At 70.9% G+C, this 18,992-nt stretch carries 14 protein-coding genes; 4 read left to right on the forward strand and 10 right to left on the reverse strand.

The genetic code is table 11. The features are described 5' to 3' along the window. Positions 1 to 20: 20 nt before the first annotated feature. Positions 21 to 1,352: an Nramp family divalent metal transporter gene (locus ABD298_RS18320; RefSeq protein WP_344301274.1), complete on the reverse strand. Its 1,332-nt coding sequence runs from the start codon at positions 1,350 to 1,352 to the stop codon at positions 21 to 23. Between the two features lie 72 nt (positions 1,353 to 1,424). Next, positions 1,425 to 4,457, reverse strand: a complete 3,033-nt coding sequence (locus ABD298_RS18325; RefSeq protein WP_344301275.1) for a glycoside hydrolase family 2 TIM barrel-domain containing protein — start codon at positions 4,455 to 4,457, stop codon at positions 1,425 to 1,427. A gap of 134 nt (positions 4,458 to 4,591) precedes the next feature. On the opposite strand from ABD298_RS18325, the gene ABD298_RS18330 reads away from it, so the two are divergent. Together ABD298_RS18330 and ABD298_RS18335 are read left to right on the forward strand one after the other, a co-directional pair. After that, complete coding sequence (locus tag ABD298_RS18330) at positions 4,592 to 5,437, forward strand: alpha/beta hydrolase family protein (protein WP_344301276.1); 846 nt, start codon at positions 4,592 to 4,594, stop codon at positions 5,435 to 5,437. Positions 5,438 to 5,483: 46 nt separating this feature from the next. Beyond that, a complete protein-coding gene (locus tag ABD298_RS18335) occupies positions 5,484 to 5,822 on the forward strand; it encodes a YnfA family protein (protein WP_344301277.1) in 339 nt (112 codons plus the stop codon). Between the two features lie 26 nt (positions 5,823 to 5,848). Here the strand turns inward: ABD298_RS18335 and kynA are convergent, their stop codons facing one another. Together kynA and ABD298_RS18345 are read right to left on the reverse strand one after the other, a co-directional pair. Next, complete coding sequence (gene kynA, locus ABD298_RS18340; protein ID WP_344301278.1) at positions 5,849 to 6,697, reverse strand: tryptophan 2,3-dioxygenase; 849 nt, start codon at positions 6,695 to 6,697, stop codon at positions 5,849 to 5,851. Positions 6,698 to 6,750: 53 nt separating this feature from the next. After that, on the reverse strand, positions 6,751 to 7,788 hold the full coding sequence (locus ABD298_RS18345) for a hypothetical protein (protein ID WP_344301279.1): 1,038 nt from the start codon (positions 7,786 to 7,788) through the stop codon (positions 6,751 to 6,753). 333 nt (positions 7,789 to 8,121) lie between these two features. Here ABD298_RS18345 and ABD298_RS18350 point away from each other — a divergent pair, with 333 nt between their 5' ends. Both ABD298_RS18350 and ABD298_RS18355 read left to right on the forward strand, forming a co-directional pair. Next, positions 8,122 to 11,208, forward strand: a complete 3,087-nt coding sequence (locus ABD298_RS18350; protein ID WP_344301280.1) for a M14 family metallopeptidase — start codon at positions 8,122 to 8,124, stop codon at positions 11,206 to 11,208. A 149-nt stretch (positions 11,209 to 11,357) separates the two neighbouring features. Then, on the forward strand, positions 11,358 to 12,359 hold the full coding sequence (locus ABD298_RS18355; RefSeq protein WP_344301282.1) for an aldo/keto reductase family protein: 1,002 nt from the start codon (positions 11,358 to 11,360) through the stop codon (positions 12,357 to 12,359). Positions 12,360 to 12,380: 21 nt separating this feature from the next. Here ABD298_RS18355 and ABD298_RS18360 read toward each other — a convergent pair whose 3' ends face one another. The 6 genes from ABD298_RS18360 to ABD298_RS18385 all read right to left on the reverse strand — a co-directional run bounded on the left by ABD298_RS18360 (position 12,381) and on the right by ABD298_RS18385 (position 18,984). Continuing rightward, the gene (locus ABD298_RS18360) at positions 12,381 to 13,916 is read right to left on the reverse strand and encodes an aldehyde dehydrogenase family protein (RefSeq protein WP_344301284.1); all 1,536 of its coding nucleotides are present in this window, start codon (positions 13,914 to 13,916) and stop codon (positions 12,381 to 12,383) included. A 16-nt stretch (positions 13,917 to 13,932) separates the two neighbouring features. After that, a complete protein-coding gene (dapA, locus tag ABD298_RS18365; protein WP_344301285.1) occupies positions 13,933 to 14,841 on the reverse strand; it encodes a 4-hydroxy-tetrahydrodipicolinate synthase in 909 nt (302 codons plus the stop codon). 46 nt (positions 14,842 to 14,887) lie between these two features. Beyond that, positions 14,888 to 16,276: a protoporphyrinogen/coproporphyrinogen oxidase gene (locus ABD298_RS18370; RefSeq protein WP_344301286.1), complete on the reverse strand. Its 1,389-nt coding sequence runs from the start codon at positions 16,274 to 16,276 to the stop codon at positions 14,888 to 14,890. Between the two features lie 41 nt (positions 16,277 to 16,317). Next, positions 16,318 to 17,673, reverse strand: a complete 1,356-nt coding sequence (locus ABD298_RS18375) for an MFS transporter (RefSeq protein ID WP_344301287.1) — start codon at positions 17,671 to 17,673, stop codon at positions 16,318 to 16,320. A 359-nt stretch (positions 17,674 to 18,032) separates the two neighbouring features. Beyond that, positions 18,033 to 18,692: a TetR/AcrR family transcriptional regulator gene (locus ABD298_RS18380; RefSeq protein ID WP_344301288.1), complete on the reverse strand. Its 660-nt coding sequence runs from the start codon at positions 18,690 to 18,692 to the stop codon at positions 18,033 to 18,035. Positions 18,693 to 18,879: 187 nt separating this feature from the next. Then, on the reverse strand, positions 18,880 to 18,984 hold the full coding sequence (locus tag ABD298_RS18385) for a sigma factor-like helix-turn-helix DNA-binding protein (protein WP_344300580.1): 105 nt from the start codon (positions 18,982 to 18,984) through the stop codon (positions 18,880 to 18,882). Between the last annotated feature and the right edge of the window lie 8 nt (positions 18,985 to 18,992).

An 18,992-nucleotide genomic window follows, 5' to 3' on the forward strand; every position in this document is an offset into this window, starting at 1 on the left:
ACCGAGGATGGAGTTCCCTGTCAGGACCCCGTCCCCGTGAGCGTGGTCCAGACGCCGACGACGCCGGCCGCCGCCATGAGTGCCGCCGTGGCCCAGCCGATGGTGGCCGCGACCCTGCCGTTGACATACGCCCCCATGATCTTCCGGTCCCCCGAGACGAGCATCGTGACGATGAGGAAGGGCGCCGCGGCGATGCCGTTGATAATGGCGACGAAGACCAGGAGCCCCATCGGATCGTCGAGGGTGACGGCGAGGATGACCCCGCCGATGATGCCGACCACGAGCAGCCCGTAGAAGACCCGGGCCTTCCGCGGCCTCCGGTCGAAGCCCCACCGGGTCCCGAGGAGCCCCGACAGCCCCACGGACGCCGAACCGGCGAGGACCGGGATGGCCAGGATCCCGGCGCCGATGAGGCCGATCGCGAAGAGCGCCTGCGCGGCCGGCCCGGCGACGGGTTCGAGGGCCTTGGCGGCGTCCGCGGCGGAGGCGATCGTGACCCCGCCGGCCTTGCCGAGGGTCGCTGCGCTCGCCGCCATGATCGCGAACATCACGAGCACCGAGAAGACCATCCCAGTGAAGACGTCCGCACGCGCTGCCCGGAGCTTCTGCCGGGCAGCGGGACCGTCCCGGTCGGGCAGGGCGATCGGCCACCGTCCGCCCAGCTCCTCGGCGCGCATCTCCTCCACCCGGTGGGCCGACTGCCAGAAGAAGAGATATGGGGAGATGGTGGTGCCCAGGACGCCGACGAGCAGTTCGAGGTAGTCCCAGCTCCACTGGAACTGCGCCAGCGCCAGGCCCGCCAGAACGTCCGGCCAGTCGACGTCCGCGGCGAACAGGACGGCGACGTAGCCCAGCAACGACAGGCAGAGCCACTTGAAGGCCCGCGCGATCACGCCGAAGGATCCGCTCATCAGCGTGACCACGATGCCCACTCCGGCGATGGCGGCCCAGAGCTGGTCAGGCCCGGCCCCCAGGAGCTGCATGCCCTGGCCGACGGCCATGAGGTCCGCCGCGATGTTGAGGGTGTTGGCGACGAGGAGCGCGACGATGAGGATCCCGATCACGATCCGCGGCTTGCGGGAGAACTTCCTGCGGATGAGCGTCCCGAGGCTCTCCCCCGTAGCGAGCGCCGTCCTGTCGGAGATCTCCTGTACGGCGAGCATCATCGGCAGCGTGACGGGCGCCGCCCAGAGCATGGCGTTCGAGAAGCTCGCGCCGGCCTGGGCGTAGGTCGCGACGCCGGACGCGTCGTCATCCGCCGCGCCCGTCACGAGCCCGGGCCCTAGCAGGCCGAGATAGCGCCGGACGCGGCTCTCCTTCGATCGCGCTTCGGCGAGTGCTTCCTGAGGCACAGATCCTCCTCTGAGGTCAGACCTCCGCCCGCTACCCGACCGGCGGCGGGGGCAAACCCCGACAGCCTGCCGCTAGTCCTCCACGTGGAACGCGAGCGGCAGCGCGAACCGCTGGGCATGCAGCCTGTACCGCGGGAGCTCCCCGGGCCCGCAGGCGGCCGTCCCCATGCCGTGGTGCTCGGCGTCGAGGTTCACCCATAGCCAGTCCGGGTCCGGAACGAGCTCAGTGGGATGGGCGGCGGCGTCGAGCGCCTCCGTGGTCCAGGGACGGGCGGTGAGCATGAAGGGCCCGCCCGTGACCGTCAGCTGGCGGCCCGCTCCCCCGTGTCTCCCTGAGAACTCTGCCCGGCGGACGCCGCGCCGTGCACCGTTCTCCTGCGGGCGCAGGTACGGGGTCTGGAGTCCGGCCACGCTGGACTCCCAGCGGCCCTCGCGCGCCCCCGCGGCGCAGTCGGGATAGGCCTCGCCCGGGCCGAGGCCCAGCCACCGGACGCGGTCCAGCCCCGCCGGCACCGCGAGTCGCACACCGAGGCGCGGCACCGGCACGGACCACGTCCCCACCGGCGACCCGACGACATCGACGTGCACCGCCGCGCCCTCGGCCCGCCACCGGTACTCGACCTCGTAGCCCACGTCCGTCGCGGCCGGCATGACATGCGCGACCACGCTCAGCGCCCCGTCCTCGGCCATCACCGACAGGACGCGGTGGCGGAGCCGGTCGAGGCCCAGCGCCCGCCACGCCTGGGCGGGCGGGTCCACCTCGGCGCGCTCGTCATTGTCGGTCGGAGCGCGCCACAGGTCCAGCTGCGGCCCGCGCACGGGCAGGTCCCCGAGCCGCAAGAGGGTGCCGAACGGGTCGAAGGCGGCGGGCCCCAGCTCCCAGCCCTCCGGAGTCTCGACCGGCTGGGCGTCCCCCGTCGGACGGGACGGGCCGTGCCTGACCGCTGCTCCGTCTCCGGCCCCGAGCCGCGCCTGCCCCCAGGCGACCTCGTGCCCGGCCGGCGCCCACGCGGCGTCGTGCGCCAGGTGCGCGCCCACCGTCAGCACGCGCACGACGCCGCCGCGCGGCTCCGGCGCGGCCGTCACCTCGGCGGGCAGGGGCACGTCCGCGGACTCGCCGGGGCCGAGGACGGGAACGGCCAGCGCGCCCGAGGCGACGGGCTCGCCGTCGTCCGCGAGGTGCCAGCGGAAGGCGAGGTGCCCGGTCGTGGTGTGGGCGAGCCGCGAGCGCACGGTGACGCACTCGCCGGAAGGCTCGACGCGGACCGGCTCGTAGGCCTTGGCGAGCTCGGCCAAGCCCGGCGAGGGGGTGCGGTCGGGGAAGAGGAGCCCGTCCGCGAGGTAGTTCGCGTCGTGGAGTTCCTCGCCGAAGTCCCCGCCGTAGGCGTAGAACTCGGCCCCGGAATCCGGGCCCGAAGCGGTGCGCTGGAGGATACCGTGGTCGATCCACTCCCACACGAACCCGCCCGCGAGGCGGGGGTAGTTCTCGAACAGGTCCTCGTACTCGGCCAGGCCGCCCGGGCCGGGGCCCATCGCGTGCGCGTACTCGCACAGGAGGAACGGGAGCGCGCGGCGGTGGTAGTCGTTGGAACGGTCCTGGGCCGGGGCCTCCTCGTCGCGCCCGATGAGCTCCGTCTCGGCGTGCCCGGTGTACATGCGGGAGTAGACGTCCACGTAGGAGCTGTCCGGGTCGCCCTCGTAGTGGATGAACCGGTCGGGGTCCCGCTCGCGCGCCCAGTCCGCCATGGCGGCGAGGTTGGTCCCGCGCCCGGACTCGTTCCCGACCGACCAGCCGACCACGCACGGGCTGTTCTTGTCCCGCTCCACGGTCCGCTGGATCCGGTCGAGGAGCGCGTCGCGCCACTCCGGCTCGTCCGCGGGGTTGCCGCGCCAGCCGACGCGCTCGAAGCCGTGCGTCTCGAGGTCGCACTCGTCGAGGACCCAGAGCCCGTACTCGTCGCAGAGCGCGAGGAAGCGCGCGTCCGGCGGGTAGTGGCTCGTGCGGACAGCGTTGATGCCGTGACGCTTCATGAGCTCGACGTCCGCCCGCATCGTGGCCTCGTCCAGCGTGCGGCCAGTGACGGGGTGCCACTCGTGGCGGTTCACGCCACGGAGCCTGAGCGGGGCCCCGTTGGCGAGGAGGGTCGCGTCCTGGATCGCGATCGTGCGGAAACCGATCGCGAGCCGGACCGTCTCCACCGGGTCCGACGCCGGGCCGGCCGAGACGGTGCCGCGGTAGAGCCGGGGCGACTCTGCGCTCCACGGCTCCACGGCAGGCACCGCGATGGGCTGGTTCACGGGCGCCTCGATCCCGAGCTCGGGGATGCGCACGACGGCGCCCGACCCGGCCCCGGCGGCTGCGTCGCCGCCCGCGGGCCCCGCGCCGGGAACCTCGACGAGGAGCTCGCCCGATCCCGTGGCGGCGTCGTAGGAGGCGTGGACGAAGAGGTCCTCAATTCCGCCGTCAGGGCGGTGCAGCAGGGTGACAGGGCGGAAGATCCCCGAGAGCCACCACATGTCCTGGTCCTCGAGGTAGGAGCCGGACGACCACTGGTGCACGCGCACGGCGAGGGTGTTCCCCCCTGCGGCGCCGGCGGGTGCGAGGTGCTCGGTGGCATCGAACTCGTGGGTCAGGCGGGACCCCTTCGCCTCGCCGAGGCGGTGGCCGTTGAGGAAGACCTCGAAGGCCGAGTCGACGCCCTCGAAGCGGAGCAGCCACCGGCCGCCCGCCGGCGCCTCCGGCGCCGCGAAGGTGCGGCGGTACTCGCCGGTGGGGTTCTCGTCCGGGACCTCGGGCGGGTCGATCGGGAACGGGTAGCGCACGTTCGTGTAGGCCGGCGCGGAATAGCGCGGCTCGCCGGGAATTCCCTCGAGCTGCCAGCAGTGCGGGACCCGGACGCGGTCCCAGCCGGCATCGTCGAGTCCGGGATCGGCGAATCCGGGCACCGCTCCCCCGCCGGGATGCGCCCCGCCCGCGGTGGGCCAGAAGCGGAAGGCCCACTCGCCGTCGAGCGTCAGGCTCACGGCGTCCGTGTCGAGGTGGGCGCGCGGCGGGAGGGCTCCGCGGTGGGGAGTGATGTCCGTGATCCAGGGGGCTGCCGGCATGGGGGCCTTCCGTGTGGGGGCGAGGTCTGGGGCGACGGGCTGGGACCCGCCCCACGCTACCGAGGATGGGAGGCGAGCGGGAGGGCCATGGCGCATGCGCAGCGGCAGTATCCCGGCGCAGTAGAGTCGCGGGTGTGACCCAGCCCGTCCGCATTCCCTACGGCCCGCACCCCGACCAGTGGGGCGACCTGTATCTCCCCGCGCCCGACGGCGGGTGGCGCGGCGTCGTCGTCGTGGTCCACGGGGGCTACTGGCGCGACAGGTACACGGCCGAGCTCGGCGCGCCCGTCGCCGCGGACCTCGCCGCGCAGGGTTTCGCCGCGTGGAACCTCGAGTACCGGCGGGCCGGGACCGACCTCGAGGACGGCACGCGGTCCGCGGGCGACGGCGGGTGGCCGGCGACGTTCCTCGACGTCGCCGCCGGGATCGACCGCCTCGCCGATGTGCCGGGTCTCGGCGTGCTCGCGGACGACGACGCCGGGCGGCTCTCGCGGGCGCTCGGCGCGGGGCGGGTGGTCGGCCTGGGGCATTCCGCAGGAGGGCACCTCGCCGCGTGGGCCGCGGGGCGGCACCGGCTGCCGGAAGGCGCCCCCGGCGCGGGACCGCGTGTGGTGCTCGCCGGCGTCGTGAGCCAGGCGGGGGTGCTGAGCCTCGCCGCCGCGGAAGAGCTCGGGCTCAGCAACGGCGCGGCGCGAAACCTCATGGGCGGGGCCTCGGCGGACTCGCCCGAGATGGCCCGGTCCTTCGGGCTCGCCGACCCGATGCGCGCGCTGCCGATCGGCGTGCCTGTCCACGCGGTCCACTCGCGCGCCGACGAGGCGGTGCCGTTCGCCCTCTCGGCCGACTACGTCACGGCGGCGCAGGCGGCCGGGGACCCCGCCGTCCTGCACGAGACGACCGGCGACCACTTCGCCGTCATCGACCCGACGCACGAGGCGTACTCCCTCTGCCGGCGGCTGGTCGGCGAGCTCCTCGCCTGAGCCTGACCCGGGAATGAGTGCCGGGCGCCGCTGGCATCATGGGCGCGTGAGCATCCTCAAGTCCGTGATCCTGTTTGCCCTGGCCGCCCTTGCCGAGATCGGCGGGGCATGGCTCGTGTGGCAGTCAGTCCGCGACGGGAAGCCGTGGTGGTGGGCCGGGCTCGGGGTGATCGCACTGGGGATCTACGGATTCATCGCGACGGTCCAGCCGGACGCGAACTTCGGCCGCGTGCTCGCGGCGTACGGCGGGGTGTTCGTGGCAGGGTCCCTGGCGTGGGGCATGGTGATGGATGGCTTCCGACCCGACCGCTGGGACGTCATCGGGACGGGCGTGTGCCTGGCGGGCGTCGCGGTCATCATGTTCGCCCCGCGGACCGGTGCCTGACGCGAGCGCCTGCCGCTCGACAGGGGTCAGGTGCCGATCTCGGTGCGGACGGCGTACAGCTCGGGGAAGAACGTCAGGTCCAGCGCGCGCCTGAGGAACCCGACACCGGACGAGCCGCCCGTCCCCCGCTTGAGGCCGATGGTCCGCTGCACCGTCCGCAGGTGGCGGAAGCGCCAGAATTGGAAGTTGTCCTCGACGTCCACGAGCGCCTCGCACGCCTCGTAGAGCCCCCAGGGCGTGTCGTCGGATTCGTAGATCCTGCGGAAGACCGGCACGAGGGCGGGCTGCATCGTCCAGTGCCCGCTCACGTCCCGCTCCAGGACTTCCTCCGGGACGGGGTAGCCGGCGCGGGCGACGGCGCGCAGGAACTCGTCGTACACGGTCGGCTCGGCGAGGAGTTGCCCGAGCATCGCGTGCGCCTCCGGCTCGGAGGTGAACACCTCGAGCATGCGGCGGTCCTTGTTGCCGAGGATGAACTCGACCGCCCGGTACTGGTGCGACTGGAAGCCCGATGCGTGCCCGAGCGCGCCGCGGAACTGCGCGTACTCGCGCGGAGTGAGCGTGGCGAGCACGGTCCACTGGTCGGTGAGCTGCTTCTGGATCGCCTTGACGCGCGCCAGGCACTTGAGCGCCATCCCGAGGTCATCGACGGCGAAGCGGGCACGTGCTTCGCGGAGCTCGTGCAGCATGAGCTTGAGCCAGAGCTCCGAGGTCTGGTGCTGGATGATGAACAGCATCTCGTCGTGGTGCTCGGGCTCGCTCACGGGGTGCTGCGCGTGCAGGAGCCGCTCGAGGTCCAGATACCTGCCGTACGTCATCGCGCCGTGGAAGTCGGTGCGTATTGTCGGCTCGAAGTCGCGGACGCCGTCGGCCACGGGGTCTCCTTCCCTGTCGTGAGGGCCTGCCTGCCACGGGGGCTACGGCGCCCTCAGAACTGGATCCCGCGTGCCAGGCCGATCAGCTGGTCCTTCGTCTGGTCCAGTGTGGGCCCGGTCGGGGAGATGAGCACCTGCACGGTGAACAGGGCAGCGTCCTTGCCCCGCACCACCATCAGGTCGATGGTGGTGATCGGCTCGTCGCCCGGAGGCCGATCCGACTTGACCCGCGGGAACGTGCCGGTGGTGACCGCGGCCCGGTCCCCGACCCCCGAGACCTTCTCGCCTTGGAGGGTGCCGAACGCGGGGGACGACGCGGCGCCCTTCTCGAGCTGGACGGAGAAGACGATGGAGTCCGGCCCCGGTGTGCCCTGCTTCCCAAAGGTGTAGCGGCAGCTCGTCTCCCCCGGCAGGAGCTGCGCGTCTGTCGTCGCACCGAAGGCCTGCTTGACCTTGTCGGCGCTCACCAGCGCGCAGACCGGGTTGTCGGTGGTGGCGGGGGGCCCGACCTGCGGGGCGGACGGGACGTCGAGCGCGGTCCCATTGCCCCAGCCGGCGTCAACTGCCGCTTGGGCCACGGCGCGCGCGACCGCGGTGCCGTCGGGTGATGGGCCGGTGGCCGAGGATCCGGGGATGGTGGGCGGCGGAGCCAGATAGCGAAGGTCGAGGGTCTCCGTGCCTCGCACCGCGTGGAGGATCGTATTTGCCGATGCCCCGCTGCCCTCGCCGCGGAACCACCCCGTCCACTGGAAGCACGCGAAGTCTCCGATGCCCGTCACCGGGTAGCAGTCCGAGGTCTTCTTCACGTCCTCGATATCGTCAGCCGAGGCCGGCGACGTCAGGGCGACGGACAATGCGTTGAGGCCCTTGTCCGACTTGCTCGTGTAGCCGCACAGGTAGGCCGGGCTCCCGGGCGGCTTGCCCGGCTGGCCCCCTCCGGAGCCGCTGAGGGTCGGATCCACTTTCGCGGCGATCTCTGGCGTGATGAGGTCACAGGCAGGATTGCCGGTGCCCGAGGACGCGGACGTGCCCGGAGCGGACGACGACCCGGCGCCGCCCTGGGCGCATGCGCTCAGGAAGAGGATGAGCACCGCCGACGATGCCAGTGCCGCCCTTGACGACAGGACCCGACAAGCACGCATCCGTCTCACCACACCCTTCGACGCGCCGCCCGGCCTGTCTCGAGGCTGCACTGAGCCTCACAGTAGGGAGCCTTGGTGGACGCGGGTAGGGACAATGGGCCCGGACTCTCAGGGGAGGCCTCACAAGGCTACCCCGGGCGAGTCCGATGAGCTGGTCCCACGTTGTCGGCGCTCACCAGCGATCGCTTCACCGCACCTTGCATTAATCCACTCGCCGATGAAATGGTGACCTGCATCACATTCGCATCTGGAGCCGTGGGGGTTCTCGTGAAGCGTCCGTCTGTGCTGTCTGTGGTCATCGGAATGGTCGCCGCCCTGCTGGTCGGCCTGACGCCGGTGGCGTCCGTCGCGGCCCCGAAGGGAGGTGATGACCTGGATGCCTACACTGCGACCGTCACGCCGGCCCAGCTCGCGGAGCTCGTCCGCCTCGGCCACGACGTGGAGCCCAAGGCCCGTGGCGGCGACAGCGCCGACGTCGACGTGGACCTCGTCCTCACCCAGCAGGAGAGCGACTACCTGCGCGGCCACGGCATCAATGCCCAGCTGAAGAAGGTCAACGGCGGGCAGACCGTGAAGCAGTTCGCGGCCGCGCAGGCCGCCGCGGGCTACAAGGTCTGGCGGTCCTGGGACCAGCCCGGCGGCATCCGCGACGAGCTCGTGCAGGTCGCCGCGCAGTATCCGCAGATCGCCAAGCTGGTCAAGATCGGGACCACCATCCAGGGCCGCGACATCCTCGGGATCAAGCTGACCCAAGGCGCAGGGGGGATCGCGGACGGAACGAGGCCTGCGGTGCTCTACAACGGGACCCAGCACGCCCGCGAATGGATTGCCACCGAGGTCACCCGACGGATCATGAACTCGTACATTGACCGCTGGCGCCAGAACGACCCGGAAGTGAAGAAGCTCCTGCAGACCTCGGAGCTCTGGTTCGTGCCGGTGGCCAACCCTGACGGCTACCAGTTCACGTTCGACCACGAGCGCCTCTGGCGGAAGAACACCCGCGACATCAACGGCGACGGGCAGATCACCTCCGGCGACGGTGTGGACCTCAACCGGAACTTCCCGAACCACTGGGGGTACGACGACGAGGGTTCCTCCGGGCTGCCGTCGAGCGAGACGTACCGGGGCACGGCGCCCGTCTCGGAGCCTGAGACGGTGGCGATGAAGGGCCTGCTGGACAGGATCAAGTTCAAGTTCCAGGTCAACTACCACTCCAACGGGCAGTGGCTGCTGTACAGCGAAGGGTGGCAGATCGGGACGCCCACGGCGGACGACCCGATCTACTACGCCCTGTCCGGCAACCTCGACAAGCCCGCGATCAAGGACTTCCACCCCGGGCTGAGCTCGGACGTCCTGTACGTCACGAACGGCGAGACGAACGACTACGCCCACACGGCACTGGGAACGCTCGCGTGGACGCCGGAGCTCTCGGAGGGCTGCGACGGCTGCGGATTCGTGTTCCCCGACGACGAGGCACTCGTGCAGGCCGAGTTCCAGCGGAACCTTCCGTTCGCCGAGTCCGTGGCGAAGTCAGCGCTCACACCGGACAATCCCGTCTCGGTGCTCGGCACGCAGACCAAGCCCTTCTACCTCAAGAGCGACGACCCCTACAAGCGCGGCATTCCCGGCGCGGACCTGACCTTCGCCTACTCCTACGGGGACCCGCAGACCGTCGCGGTCCTCGCGAAGCGCAGCGTCGGGGCCGTCACCGCGAAGTGGCGGGTCAACGGTGGCGCCGTCCAGTCGGCGCCGACCTCCGAGTGGCAGGGCGGCGAACGATACGCGCCTGCCGCGACCTACTACCACCAGGTGCGCGGCACGGTGACCGGGACGAGTCCCGGCGACTCGGTCGAGGTCTGGTTCGAGGGCGGGGGCCAGAAGAGCGACTCGTTCACCTACAAGGCTGTCTCGGAGACCGGCAACCAGGTGCTCATCGTCGCGGCCGAGGACTACACCGGCGCCTCACCGGTCCAGAAATCCGGCCCGAACTACCTTGACTACTACGTCAACGCACTCAAGGACAACAGCGTCGGAGCGGACGTGTACGACGTCGACGCGCGGAATCGGACGGCGCCCGACGCCCTCGGCGTCCTGAGCCACTACAAGGCCGCCATCTGGTACACGGGGGACGACATCGTCACGCGCACCGCGGGCCGCGGGCCCGGGAACGCGGACCGGCTCGCCCTCGACGAGCTGCTCGAGTTCCGCGCCTACCTCAACGAGGGCGGAGCCGTGGCCTATACCGGGGACACCGCCGGCAACCAGTACACGGGCAACGTCGGCACGCAGATGTACGACCCCAAGGGCGAGATTGCGTGCGAACCCCTGCCCGCGGGCGTCGACCCCCGCCGCTGCCTCGCACTCCGCGGTTCCGGGGACGGCGTCAACGACGTCCTGCAGTACTGGTTCGGCGGGTACAACGTGGTGGCCCGCGACGGTCTCGATGCGACAGGCAAGCCGTTCGGCGTCCTCGGGAAGGATGTTCCCTTCACAGGCCTGACCTGGGGCCTGAACGGTGGGCAGAGCGCCAAGAACCAGAACGACACCATGTCCTACGTCGCGACGAGCGGGGTCCTGCCGGTCGAGAAGTTCAAGCAGTTCGAGAGCTGGCCGGCGTCCGTGTGGGACAAGCCCGGAGGCCCGTACGCCCCGCACACCGGGACGCAGTACGTCTACTCCCAGCTCGCCGACATCTCCTACAAGCGGCTGGCGAACACCGTCTCCGTCCCGGCAGGAGGCGCGAAGCTCTCCTTCTGGACCTCGTACGACACCGAGGCGGACTGGGACCACCTGTTCGTCGAGGCGCGGACGGCCGGCCAGAACGACTGGACCACGCTCCCCGATGCCAACGGCCACACGTCTACCGCGACAGGTGAGAGCTGCGCGGCAGGGTGGGTCGACCTGCACCCGCAGCTCGCCCACTACCAGACGTGGGACGGCGGGAGCAGCTGCACGGCGACCGGCACGACCGGCTCGTGGAACGCGGCGAGCGGCAACTCCGGCGGATGGCAGCAGTGGTCGATCGACCTCTCCGCCTACGCCGGCAAGGACGTCGAGGTGGCCATCGCGTACGCGAGCGACTGGGCGACGCAGGGGCTGGGCGTCTTCGTCGACGACGTCGCGGTTTCCACGGGCCAGGGCTCGACCTCCTTCGAGACCGGCATGGACGGCTGGACCGTTCCGGGCGCCCCTCCCGGGAGCGCCGCGAACGGCAACGACTGGATCCGCACGGACGCCGCCGGCTTCCCGGTCGGCAACTCGATCGCGACCCGGGACACCGTGCTCATGGGCTTCGGCCTCGAGGGCGTGAGCACGCGGGAGGCGAGGGCCGCCGTCATCGGCAAGGTCATCGGCTACCTGCGCAGGTGACCGGGCGCTGAGCACAGCGCGACGACGGGCGACGGCGGCACTCACCTGCCGCCGTCGCCCGTCGTCTGCCTTCCCATGGCAAACCCCTTGCCGAGCCCCCGGGCGCAGGAGTAGGCATGTGGGAAAGCGATTACTGAGAAGGAGAACCCATGCGCTACCGCACGCTCGGCAGTTCTGACCTCGAGGTCTCGGAGATCTCCCTCGGCTCGTGGCTGACCTACTCAGGCGGCATCGAGGCGGAGCAGACGCGTGCCTGCACCGAGGCCGCGTTCGACGCCGGGATCAACTTCTTCGACACGGCCAACGTCTACGGCCGGGGCGCCGCGGAGACGGCCTGGGGCGAGATCCTCTCGAAGCACCCCCGCGACTCCTACATCCTGGCCACGAAGGTCTTCGGGCAGATGTCCGACGATCCGGCTGAGCAGGGGCTCTCCCCCGACCAGATCGCCAAGCAGATCGACGCCTCGCTCAGCCGCCTGCAGACCGACCACGTGGACCTCTACCAGGCGCACCGGTTCGACGCGAGCGTGCCGATCGAGGACACCATCGAGGCGCTGCAGAAGGTCGTCGAGCAGGGCAAGGCCCGCTACCTCGGCTTCAGCGAGTGGAGGCCCGAGCAGATCCAGGCCGCGATCGACATCGCCGGGCCCGGCCTGTTCGTCTCGTCCCAGCCGCAGTACTCGATGCTCTGGCAGGCCCCCGAGGAGGAGGTCTTCCCGCTCTGCATGGCCAACGGGATCTCGCAGATCGTGTGGTCGCCCCTCGCCCAGGGCGTCCTGACGGGCAAGTACAAGCCGGGCCAGGCCCTGCCCGAGGACAGCCGCTTCGCCAACGACGCCATGAACGCGTTCAAGGACCGCGTGCTCCAGGATCCGATCCTCGAGGCGGTCCAGCGGCTCGTCCCGGTCGCCGAGGGAGCCGGCCTCGATCTCCCCACGATGGCTCTCGCCTGGGTGCTGCGCCGCACCGAGCTGGCGTCGGCCATCACCGGCGCCTCGCGGCCCGAGCAGGTCCACGCCAACGCGGCGGCCTCCGGCGTCGAGCTCAGCGACGACCTGCTCGCGGCGATCGACGACGCCCTCGGCGACGTCCCGGTCAAGGGCCAGACGCCGGCGCCCAACGCCCAGGAGGGCGTCCTGCACCGCGCCTGACCCGACCGGAACGGCTGGGGGTCACCGCCCCCGGCTGTGCATGACGTGCTTGGTGCGGGAGTAGTCGTCGAGGGCGTAGAGGGAGAGGTCGCGCCCATACCCGGAGCCCTTGAACCCGCCCCACGGGACCTCGTTGGCGAGCACGAGGTGAGCGTTGACCCAGACCGTGCCGGCGTCGATCCGTGACGCGACATCGTGGCTGCGTCGCCCGCTCTCGGTCCACACCGAGGCGGCGAGCCCGAACGGGACCTCGTTGGCCCGGGCGATCGCCTCGGCCTCGTCGCTGAAGGTCTCGACCGTGACCACGGGGCCGAAGATCTCTTCGCGGGAGCACTCGGCGCCGTCGGGCACGTCCACGAGCACGGTCGGGGCCACGAAGTACCCGGGCCCCTCGAGCGCCCCGCCGCCGATCGCAGCGCGGATGCCCTCGGCCCGGGCGCGCTCGAGGTAGCCTAGGACTCTCTCGTAGTGGCCCTTCGAGTTCAGGGGTCCGATCTCGACGTCGGCCCCTGCGCCGGGCTCGCCTACGACGAGGGTGCTGACCTCCCGCACGAGCAGCTCCGTGAACTCCGCGGCGACGGACTCGTGGACGAGGACCCGGCATGCTGCTCCGCACTCCTGGCCGGAGTTCCAGTACCCCGCGGCCCGCAGCGAGGAGGCAGCGGCGGCGAGGTCGGCGTCGTCGAACACCACGACCGGGGCCTTGCCGCCGAGCTCGAGGTGGACCCGTTTGAGTGTCTCCGCGGCTCCGCGGGCCACCGACCTGCCGCTGCTGACCGATCCGGTGAGGGCGATCATGTCCACGTCAGGGTGCTCCGAGAGGCGCTGCCCGACGACGGACCCGCGCCCCGTGACGACGTTGAACACGCCGGCCGGGAGGAGGCCCGCGACCAGCTCGGCGAACTTGAGCGTGGTCAGCGGGGTCTGCTCGGAGGGCTTGATGACAAGGGTGTTCCCCGCGGCCAGGATGGGGGCGATCTTCCACGCACCCATGAGCAGCGGGTAGTTCCACGGCGTCACGACCCCCACGACGCCCAGCGGCTCGCGCAGGATGAGCGAGAGGTGGTCCTGCGCGTACTCGCCGGCGGCCATCGACGTCGTCGCCCGCAGCGCCCCTGCCATGAAGCGGAAGGTGTCGATGGTGCCCGCGACGTCGTCCTCGGAGACCATGAGCGGCTTGCCAGTGTTGGCCGACTCAAGGCGGACGAGGAGGTCGGAGTGCTCGGCGAGGCGGTCGGCGATCCGGTGGAGGACCTCGGAGCGCTCCTTGGGCACGAGCCGGCCCCACGCCTCCTTGGCGGCGAGGGCGGCCGCGACGGCGGCGTCGACCTCTTTCACCGTCCCGTCCGCGACCGAGGCGACCGGGCCGCCGGTGCAGGGGTCGATGACCTCGGTGGCCGGCCCGGAGGTCCCCGGCCGGAAGGCCCCGTCGATGAAGTGCTCCCCGGGCGGGAGCTCGGCGTCCGCGATGAGGCCGGCAGCCGTCTGGGACCTGCGGACCTGCGCCGTGCTGGTCGTGGCGCTGCAGGCGTTCGTAGTGCTGGTCTGGAGGGACATGTGCTGGTCCTTTCCCCTAGGCGTGCGCGGTCTGGAACCGGGACGCGTCGAGCGCGGCCAGAGCCTGCTTGAGGCGCGCGAGGTCGTCGCCACCGAGGTCTGCCGTGGGCCGCCGCGGCGACCCGGCGGGAAGTCCCCTCAGCCCCAGACCGGCCTTGACCGACGGGATGAACGGCACGGACAGGAGCGCGTCGATGACCGGGTAGAGGACGTTCCACTGCTCGCGGGCGCCGACGAGGTCGCCCTCGGCGATGAGGCGGGCGACGGCGACGATCTCCTCGGGCACGACATTCGCCGTGCCGGCCATCACCCCAGCCGCACCCTCGGCGAGCGCGCTGTACAGGTAGGCGTCCCAGCCGATGAACGTGCCGATGACGTCGCTGTGGTGGTGGATGAGCTGGAGGGCCTGCTCCCAGTTCGCGCTGGAGTCCTTGATGTAGCGGATGTTCGGCACCTCCTCGGCCAGGGAGCGCACGGTGGCCGGGTCCAGGTTCACCCCGGTGACGGCCGGGATGTTGTAGAGCATGATGGGCAGCTCGACCGAGCCGGCGACGTCCTTGATGTACGCGACCGTCTCCTCGAGGGACAGCGGCTCGTAGTACGGGGTGATGAGCATGAGCATGTCCGCGCCGGCCCTCTCGGCGGCCTGGGAGAGGCGGATGGCCTCGGCGGTCGAGGTCGCTCCGGTCTGGGCGATGACCGGGACGCGCCCGGCGGTGTGCTCGATGACCGTCTCGATCAGGAGCAGGCGCTCCTCGGAGGACAGGGCGCCGACCTCGCCGGTCGAGCCCGCGGCGACGACGCCGTCCACGCCGGCGTCGATCGAGCGGTCCACGACCTTGCGCAGGGTGACGACATCGATGGTCTCGTCCTGGTTGAATGGAGTGGAAAGGGCGGTGAGGACGCCGGAGAGCTGGGTGGTCATGCTGGTGACTCCTTGGGAAGTTCGTTCGGGGGGTCGGCGGCCTGGTTCAGGAACCGGCGGCCAGGCGGAGGTGAGGGGTGGTGCTCTGCCGCTCGGTCGCAAGCAGGCTTGCGGCCTCCTGGGCGGCGGAGAACCCGGTGGTGATGGAACTCTCCGTGTAGAGGGTGCCGAGGTAGTCCCCGGCGAGGAAGACGCGGTCGGTGCCGCGCATGAGTGTGGACTGGATCTTGGCCCGACCGGGGAAGCAGTACGGGGAGGCAACCGTCCACCGGTCGGTCTGGGCCTCCACGACGCTGTCCGCGAAGCCGTGGCCCAGCACGGCGTCGAGGTCGGCGAGGTGGGTGGCGATGACCTCCTCGTCGCTCTTCTCCAGCAGGGCCCGGCCGAGGCTGGCCGGGGAGAAGGTCATGAAGCTGCCGCCGGGCTTGCGCACGGACTCGGTGCCGCGGACGATGCTGGCCTGGTTCAGTGCGATCGCGAAGGAGCGCTTCGGGGCGGCGATCGCGTAGATGTCGTCCCACGGCCGGGCGGTGATCTCGTCGGTGAGGAAGGCCGTGCTCACGTGCGGGCCGTACTTGATCTGGCCGAGGGCGTCGCGCAGCTCCGCGGGCAGGTCCACCCCGATCCGGTTGGACACATCCGCGGTGGTCGCGAGCACGACGGCGCGCGCCTCCACCTCGCGGCTGATCCCTCCCTGGTGGTAGCGGACCACGACAGAGTCCTTCTTGTGCACGACCTCCTGGACGGTGGCGTCGAGCTGGACCCGGTCTCCGAGGGCGGCGGCGATCGACTCTGTCAGCGTGGACGGCCCGCCGACGATCCCGCGGCTGAGCCCCTGGCCGAAGCCGAGGACGAGGCTGAAGTAGCCGATGCCGGCGCCGGCGGAGATCTGGTCCATGTCCCCGGCGGAGCGGGTGACGGTGGTCTTGAAGAGCGCGGCAGCGTCCTCAGACAGGTCTCCGACGAAGTCCTGGAACGAGGTCTCGTTCTCGAAGTCGTAGATGCGCTGCTGCCGCTGCGCACCTGACTCGCCCGACCGCTTCCGCACGACTCCCGTGTACTTGCCGACACCGGCCACGACCTTCAGGCCCGCCCGGAAGGTGTCGATCCGGGACGCCAGCGACATCGGGATGCGGAATGGGTACGTGGCGATGTGGCCCTTCTTGATGAACGTCCCGTTCATCGACAGCGCCTGGAGGGACCCGGGGATCTGGACGGCCGTGACGCCCACCTCGTTCAGCAGGGCGTCGGTCGAGGACCCCTCGCCCGCGAAGACGTGGCCGCCCCAGTTGAGCCAGTATGCACCCCGGCGCTCGGACCGGATGCGGCCGCCGACGCGGTTCTCGGACTCCAGGACCACGGTGTCCCAGTGCCGCAGGCGCCAGGCTGCCGAGAGCCCGGCGAGACCGCCGCCGACGATGACGACGTCTTTCATGTCAGGTTCCTTCGAGAGTGTTGGGTGGGAGGACAGGAGGGTCAGCTCAGGACGCGGTTGCGGGAGCGGGTGCCTTTGGGGGCAGCCGTCTCGAGGGCCGCTGCCTGGCCGAGGGTCATGCCGCGGGTCTCGGGGGCCCAGGCGATCGAGACGACCATCCCGAGCAGCGTGATGATCGCGGCGATGATCATGGTGGTGCCGATGCCCAGGCCGGAGAGGGCCAGCGGGACGAGGTACGTGCCGGTCGCTGCGCCGATGCGGCTGAGCGAGGAGGCGAGGCCGACGGCGGATCCGCGCACCTCGGTGGGGAAGAGCTCGTTGGGGTAGACCCACTGCATGATCTGGGTCCCGCCGATGAGGAGGGCATAGGCGGCGAAGAGGATCATGATGACCATCGGGTCCGCGCTCGGGAAGAGGCCGAGGCCTAGCAGGGCGAGTCCGGCCCAGAGGAAGCTGTGGATGATGAGCGGCCGGCGGCCCATGCGGTTCACCAGGAACACGGCCACGAGGCAGCCGATCAGGAACATCACGGTGATCGCGGCCGAGCCGAGGTGCGCGAGGTCGCCGCTGAGGTTGAGGGCCTCGAGGATGGCGGGGCCGAAGGCGTAGACCGCGAAGAGCGGCACGATGGAGCAGGTCCAGAAGATCGTGATGAAGGCCATGCGCTTGCCATAGCCGGAGCGCACGAGCTCGCCGAGGCCGACGTTCGCGCCACCCTCTTCGGGAAGGTCGGCGAGGGTGACGTGCGGGCCGTAGACCTTGGCGAGGACCTCGTTGGCCTCTTCATGGCGGCCCATCTTCGCGAGCCAGCGCGGGGATTCGGGAGTTCCCATCCGCAGGAGCACGATGATGAGCCCGGGGATGGCCGCGCTTGCGAGCATCCAGCGCCAGCCGTCGGCGAAGGTCAGGAGGAACTGGCCGACGATGTAGGCGACGGCAGCGCCGACGAACCACATGGTGACGAAGGCGCCCAGGAGCGGGCCGCGCCACTTGCTCGGGGTGAACTCCGCGAGCAGCGAGGTGGCGATCGGGTAGTCGGCGCCCACGGCGAAGCCGATCAGCAGGCGAAGCACGATGAGCCATACGGCATCCCCCACGAATGCCTGGGCGATCGAACAGGCGACCAGGGCGATGAGGTCGACGGTGAAGAGCAGGTGCCGGCCGAACTTGTCCGTGAGCCAGCCGCCGAGGAAGGCGCCGAAGAAGATGCCGATGAGGGCCGCCGCGCCGACGAGGCCCTGCTCGGAGGCCGAGAGTCTGAACTGCGGCGTGATCTGGATCATCGCGACGCCGATGATGCTCAGGATGTACCCGTCGAGGAACGGTCCGCCGGAGGAGTAGAGCGCCAGCTTCTTGTGGAACGACGACAGGGGAGCGTCGTCAACGACATGGGACATGGGGGTTTCCCTTCGGATGTGGGTGGACCGCTCTGGGGCGGGCCCTCGAGAGGAGGTGAGTGGTGTGTGGCGGGCCGGCGGCTGTCGTCATCGGCAGCCGCCGGTGCGGTAGTCCGGGTCGGGGTCCCGCCCGCTGCAGAGGATCGGGACCGCTGTGATCAGGTGCGCATCATGTGATGCGTTGCACACCATCCTAAGATTTGATCAAAGATCGAGCAAGGGGTGTGGCGCAACTTTTTCCGCAGGACACCTCCCCGGGGAGGCCCGGGCACAGAAAAATTGCCGCTGTCCAGCGGCGAAGGGAACGGGCAAGGTGGGGATTGGTTGCAGGGGGCTCGGCAGGGCGCCCCTCGGAAGGCTCAGTCGCAGGAGGGCTTGCCGCGCACGCTGCCGCCGGGCCCGACGGCGTCGGGCGGCGCCTCGGGAGCGAGGGCGGGCAGGGCCGCCGCCATCCGCTTGGCGTGGGCTGCCGCCTCCGCGTCTCCCTCGGCCGCGGCGACCACCGCGCCGCAGATGAGCGCCTGGAGCGTGCAGGCCACCCCCTCGGGGTCCTCAAGCCCTGCCTCGGCGGCGATCTCCTCGATCTCCGCCAGCGTCGAGTCGAGCTGCCGGGCGGCCTCCTTCGCGAAGGGGTGCTCCGGGCCCATCTCAATGATCACCTGCTCGAGGGCGCCGGGCGCCTTCCCCTGACGGAACAACCCGTCGAGGGCGTCGAAGAGGCCGAGCAGGGCGTCCCTGCCGCTCGTGCCGGAGGCGCGGACCGCCTGGGCTATCGCCGTTCGCGCACGCCCCCAGCCCTGGAGACAGGCGAGGATCAGCGCATCCTTGCTGCGGAAATGCCGGTAGAAGGTGGCCTTGGCCACCCCGGAGCGTGCAATCAGCTCCTCGATGCCGACCCCTCTGATCCCCCGCGTGGCGAAGAGGTCCTCGGCAGCCGCGAGGATCCTGCCCCTCGTTCCCCGGGCGCCCCTCGCTGAGGCGGCCGGGCCCACGGATAACGCTGTCAACAGCATCTGCATCCCTGCCCCCTCTCTCCGGCCAGCGCGAAAAGCGGCGGGCCAAGCGATCCGGCATCGGAGAGCTGATTCCCAGCGCTTCTCTGCGTGAAACGGCAGGCTGCCCCGCTGCGTGGGGTCCAGCCTCTTCACCTAGGCGAAGGCATGCGCCTCGCGGGGGCGTGGGGGTTCAGGGTGTGGGGGTGCCGGTCTAGGCGGCGATCTTGCGGCGCATGCGGTCCAGGAGGCGGCGCAGCAGGCGCGAGACCTGCATCTGGCTCACCCCGAGCTCGGCAGCGATCTCGCTCTGGCTCATCTCCTGCA

This window comes from Sinomonas flava (assembly GCF_039531875.1).
Classification (GTDB): domain Bacteria; phylum Actinomycetota; class Actinomycetes; order Actinomycetales; family Micrococcaceae; genus Sinomonas; species Sinomonas flava.

Excerpts from the sequence above, each read along its gene's own strand:
- ABD298_RS18385 (WP_344300580.1), bottom strand. The coding sequence starts at position 18,984 with ATGAGCCAGAGCGAGATCGCTGCCGAGCTCGGGGTGAGCCAGATGCAG.
- ABD298_RS18360 (WP_344301284.1), bottom strand. The coding sequence starts at position 13,916 with ATGTCCCTCCAGACCAGCACTACGAACGCCTGCAGCGCCACGACCAGC.
- ABD298_RS18355 (WP_344301282.1), top strand. The coding sequence starts at position 11,358 with ATGCGCTACCGCACGCTCGGCAGTTCTGACCTCGAGGTCTCGGAGATC.
- ABD298_RS18325 (WP_344301275.1), bottom strand. The coding sequence starts at position 4,457 with ATGCCGGCAGCCCCCTGGATCACGGACATCACTCCCCACCGCGGAGCC.
- ABD298_RS18375 (WP_344301287.1), bottom strand. The coding sequence starts at position 17,673 with ATGTCCCATGTCGTTGACGACGCTCCCCTGTCGTCGTTCCACAAGAAG.
- ABD298_RS18370 (WP_344301286.1), bottom strand. The coding sequence starts at position 16,276 with ATGAAAGACGTCGTCATCGTCGGCGGCGGTCTCGCCGGGCTCTCGGCA.
- dapA (WP_344301285.1), bottom strand. The coding sequence starts at position 14,841 with ATGACCACCCAGCTCTCCGGCGTCCTCACCGCCCTTTCCACTCCATTC.
- ABD298_RS18380 (WP_344301288.1), bottom strand. The coding sequence starts at position 18,692 with ATGCAGATGCTGTTGACAGCGTTATCCGTGGGCCCGGCCGCCTCAGCG.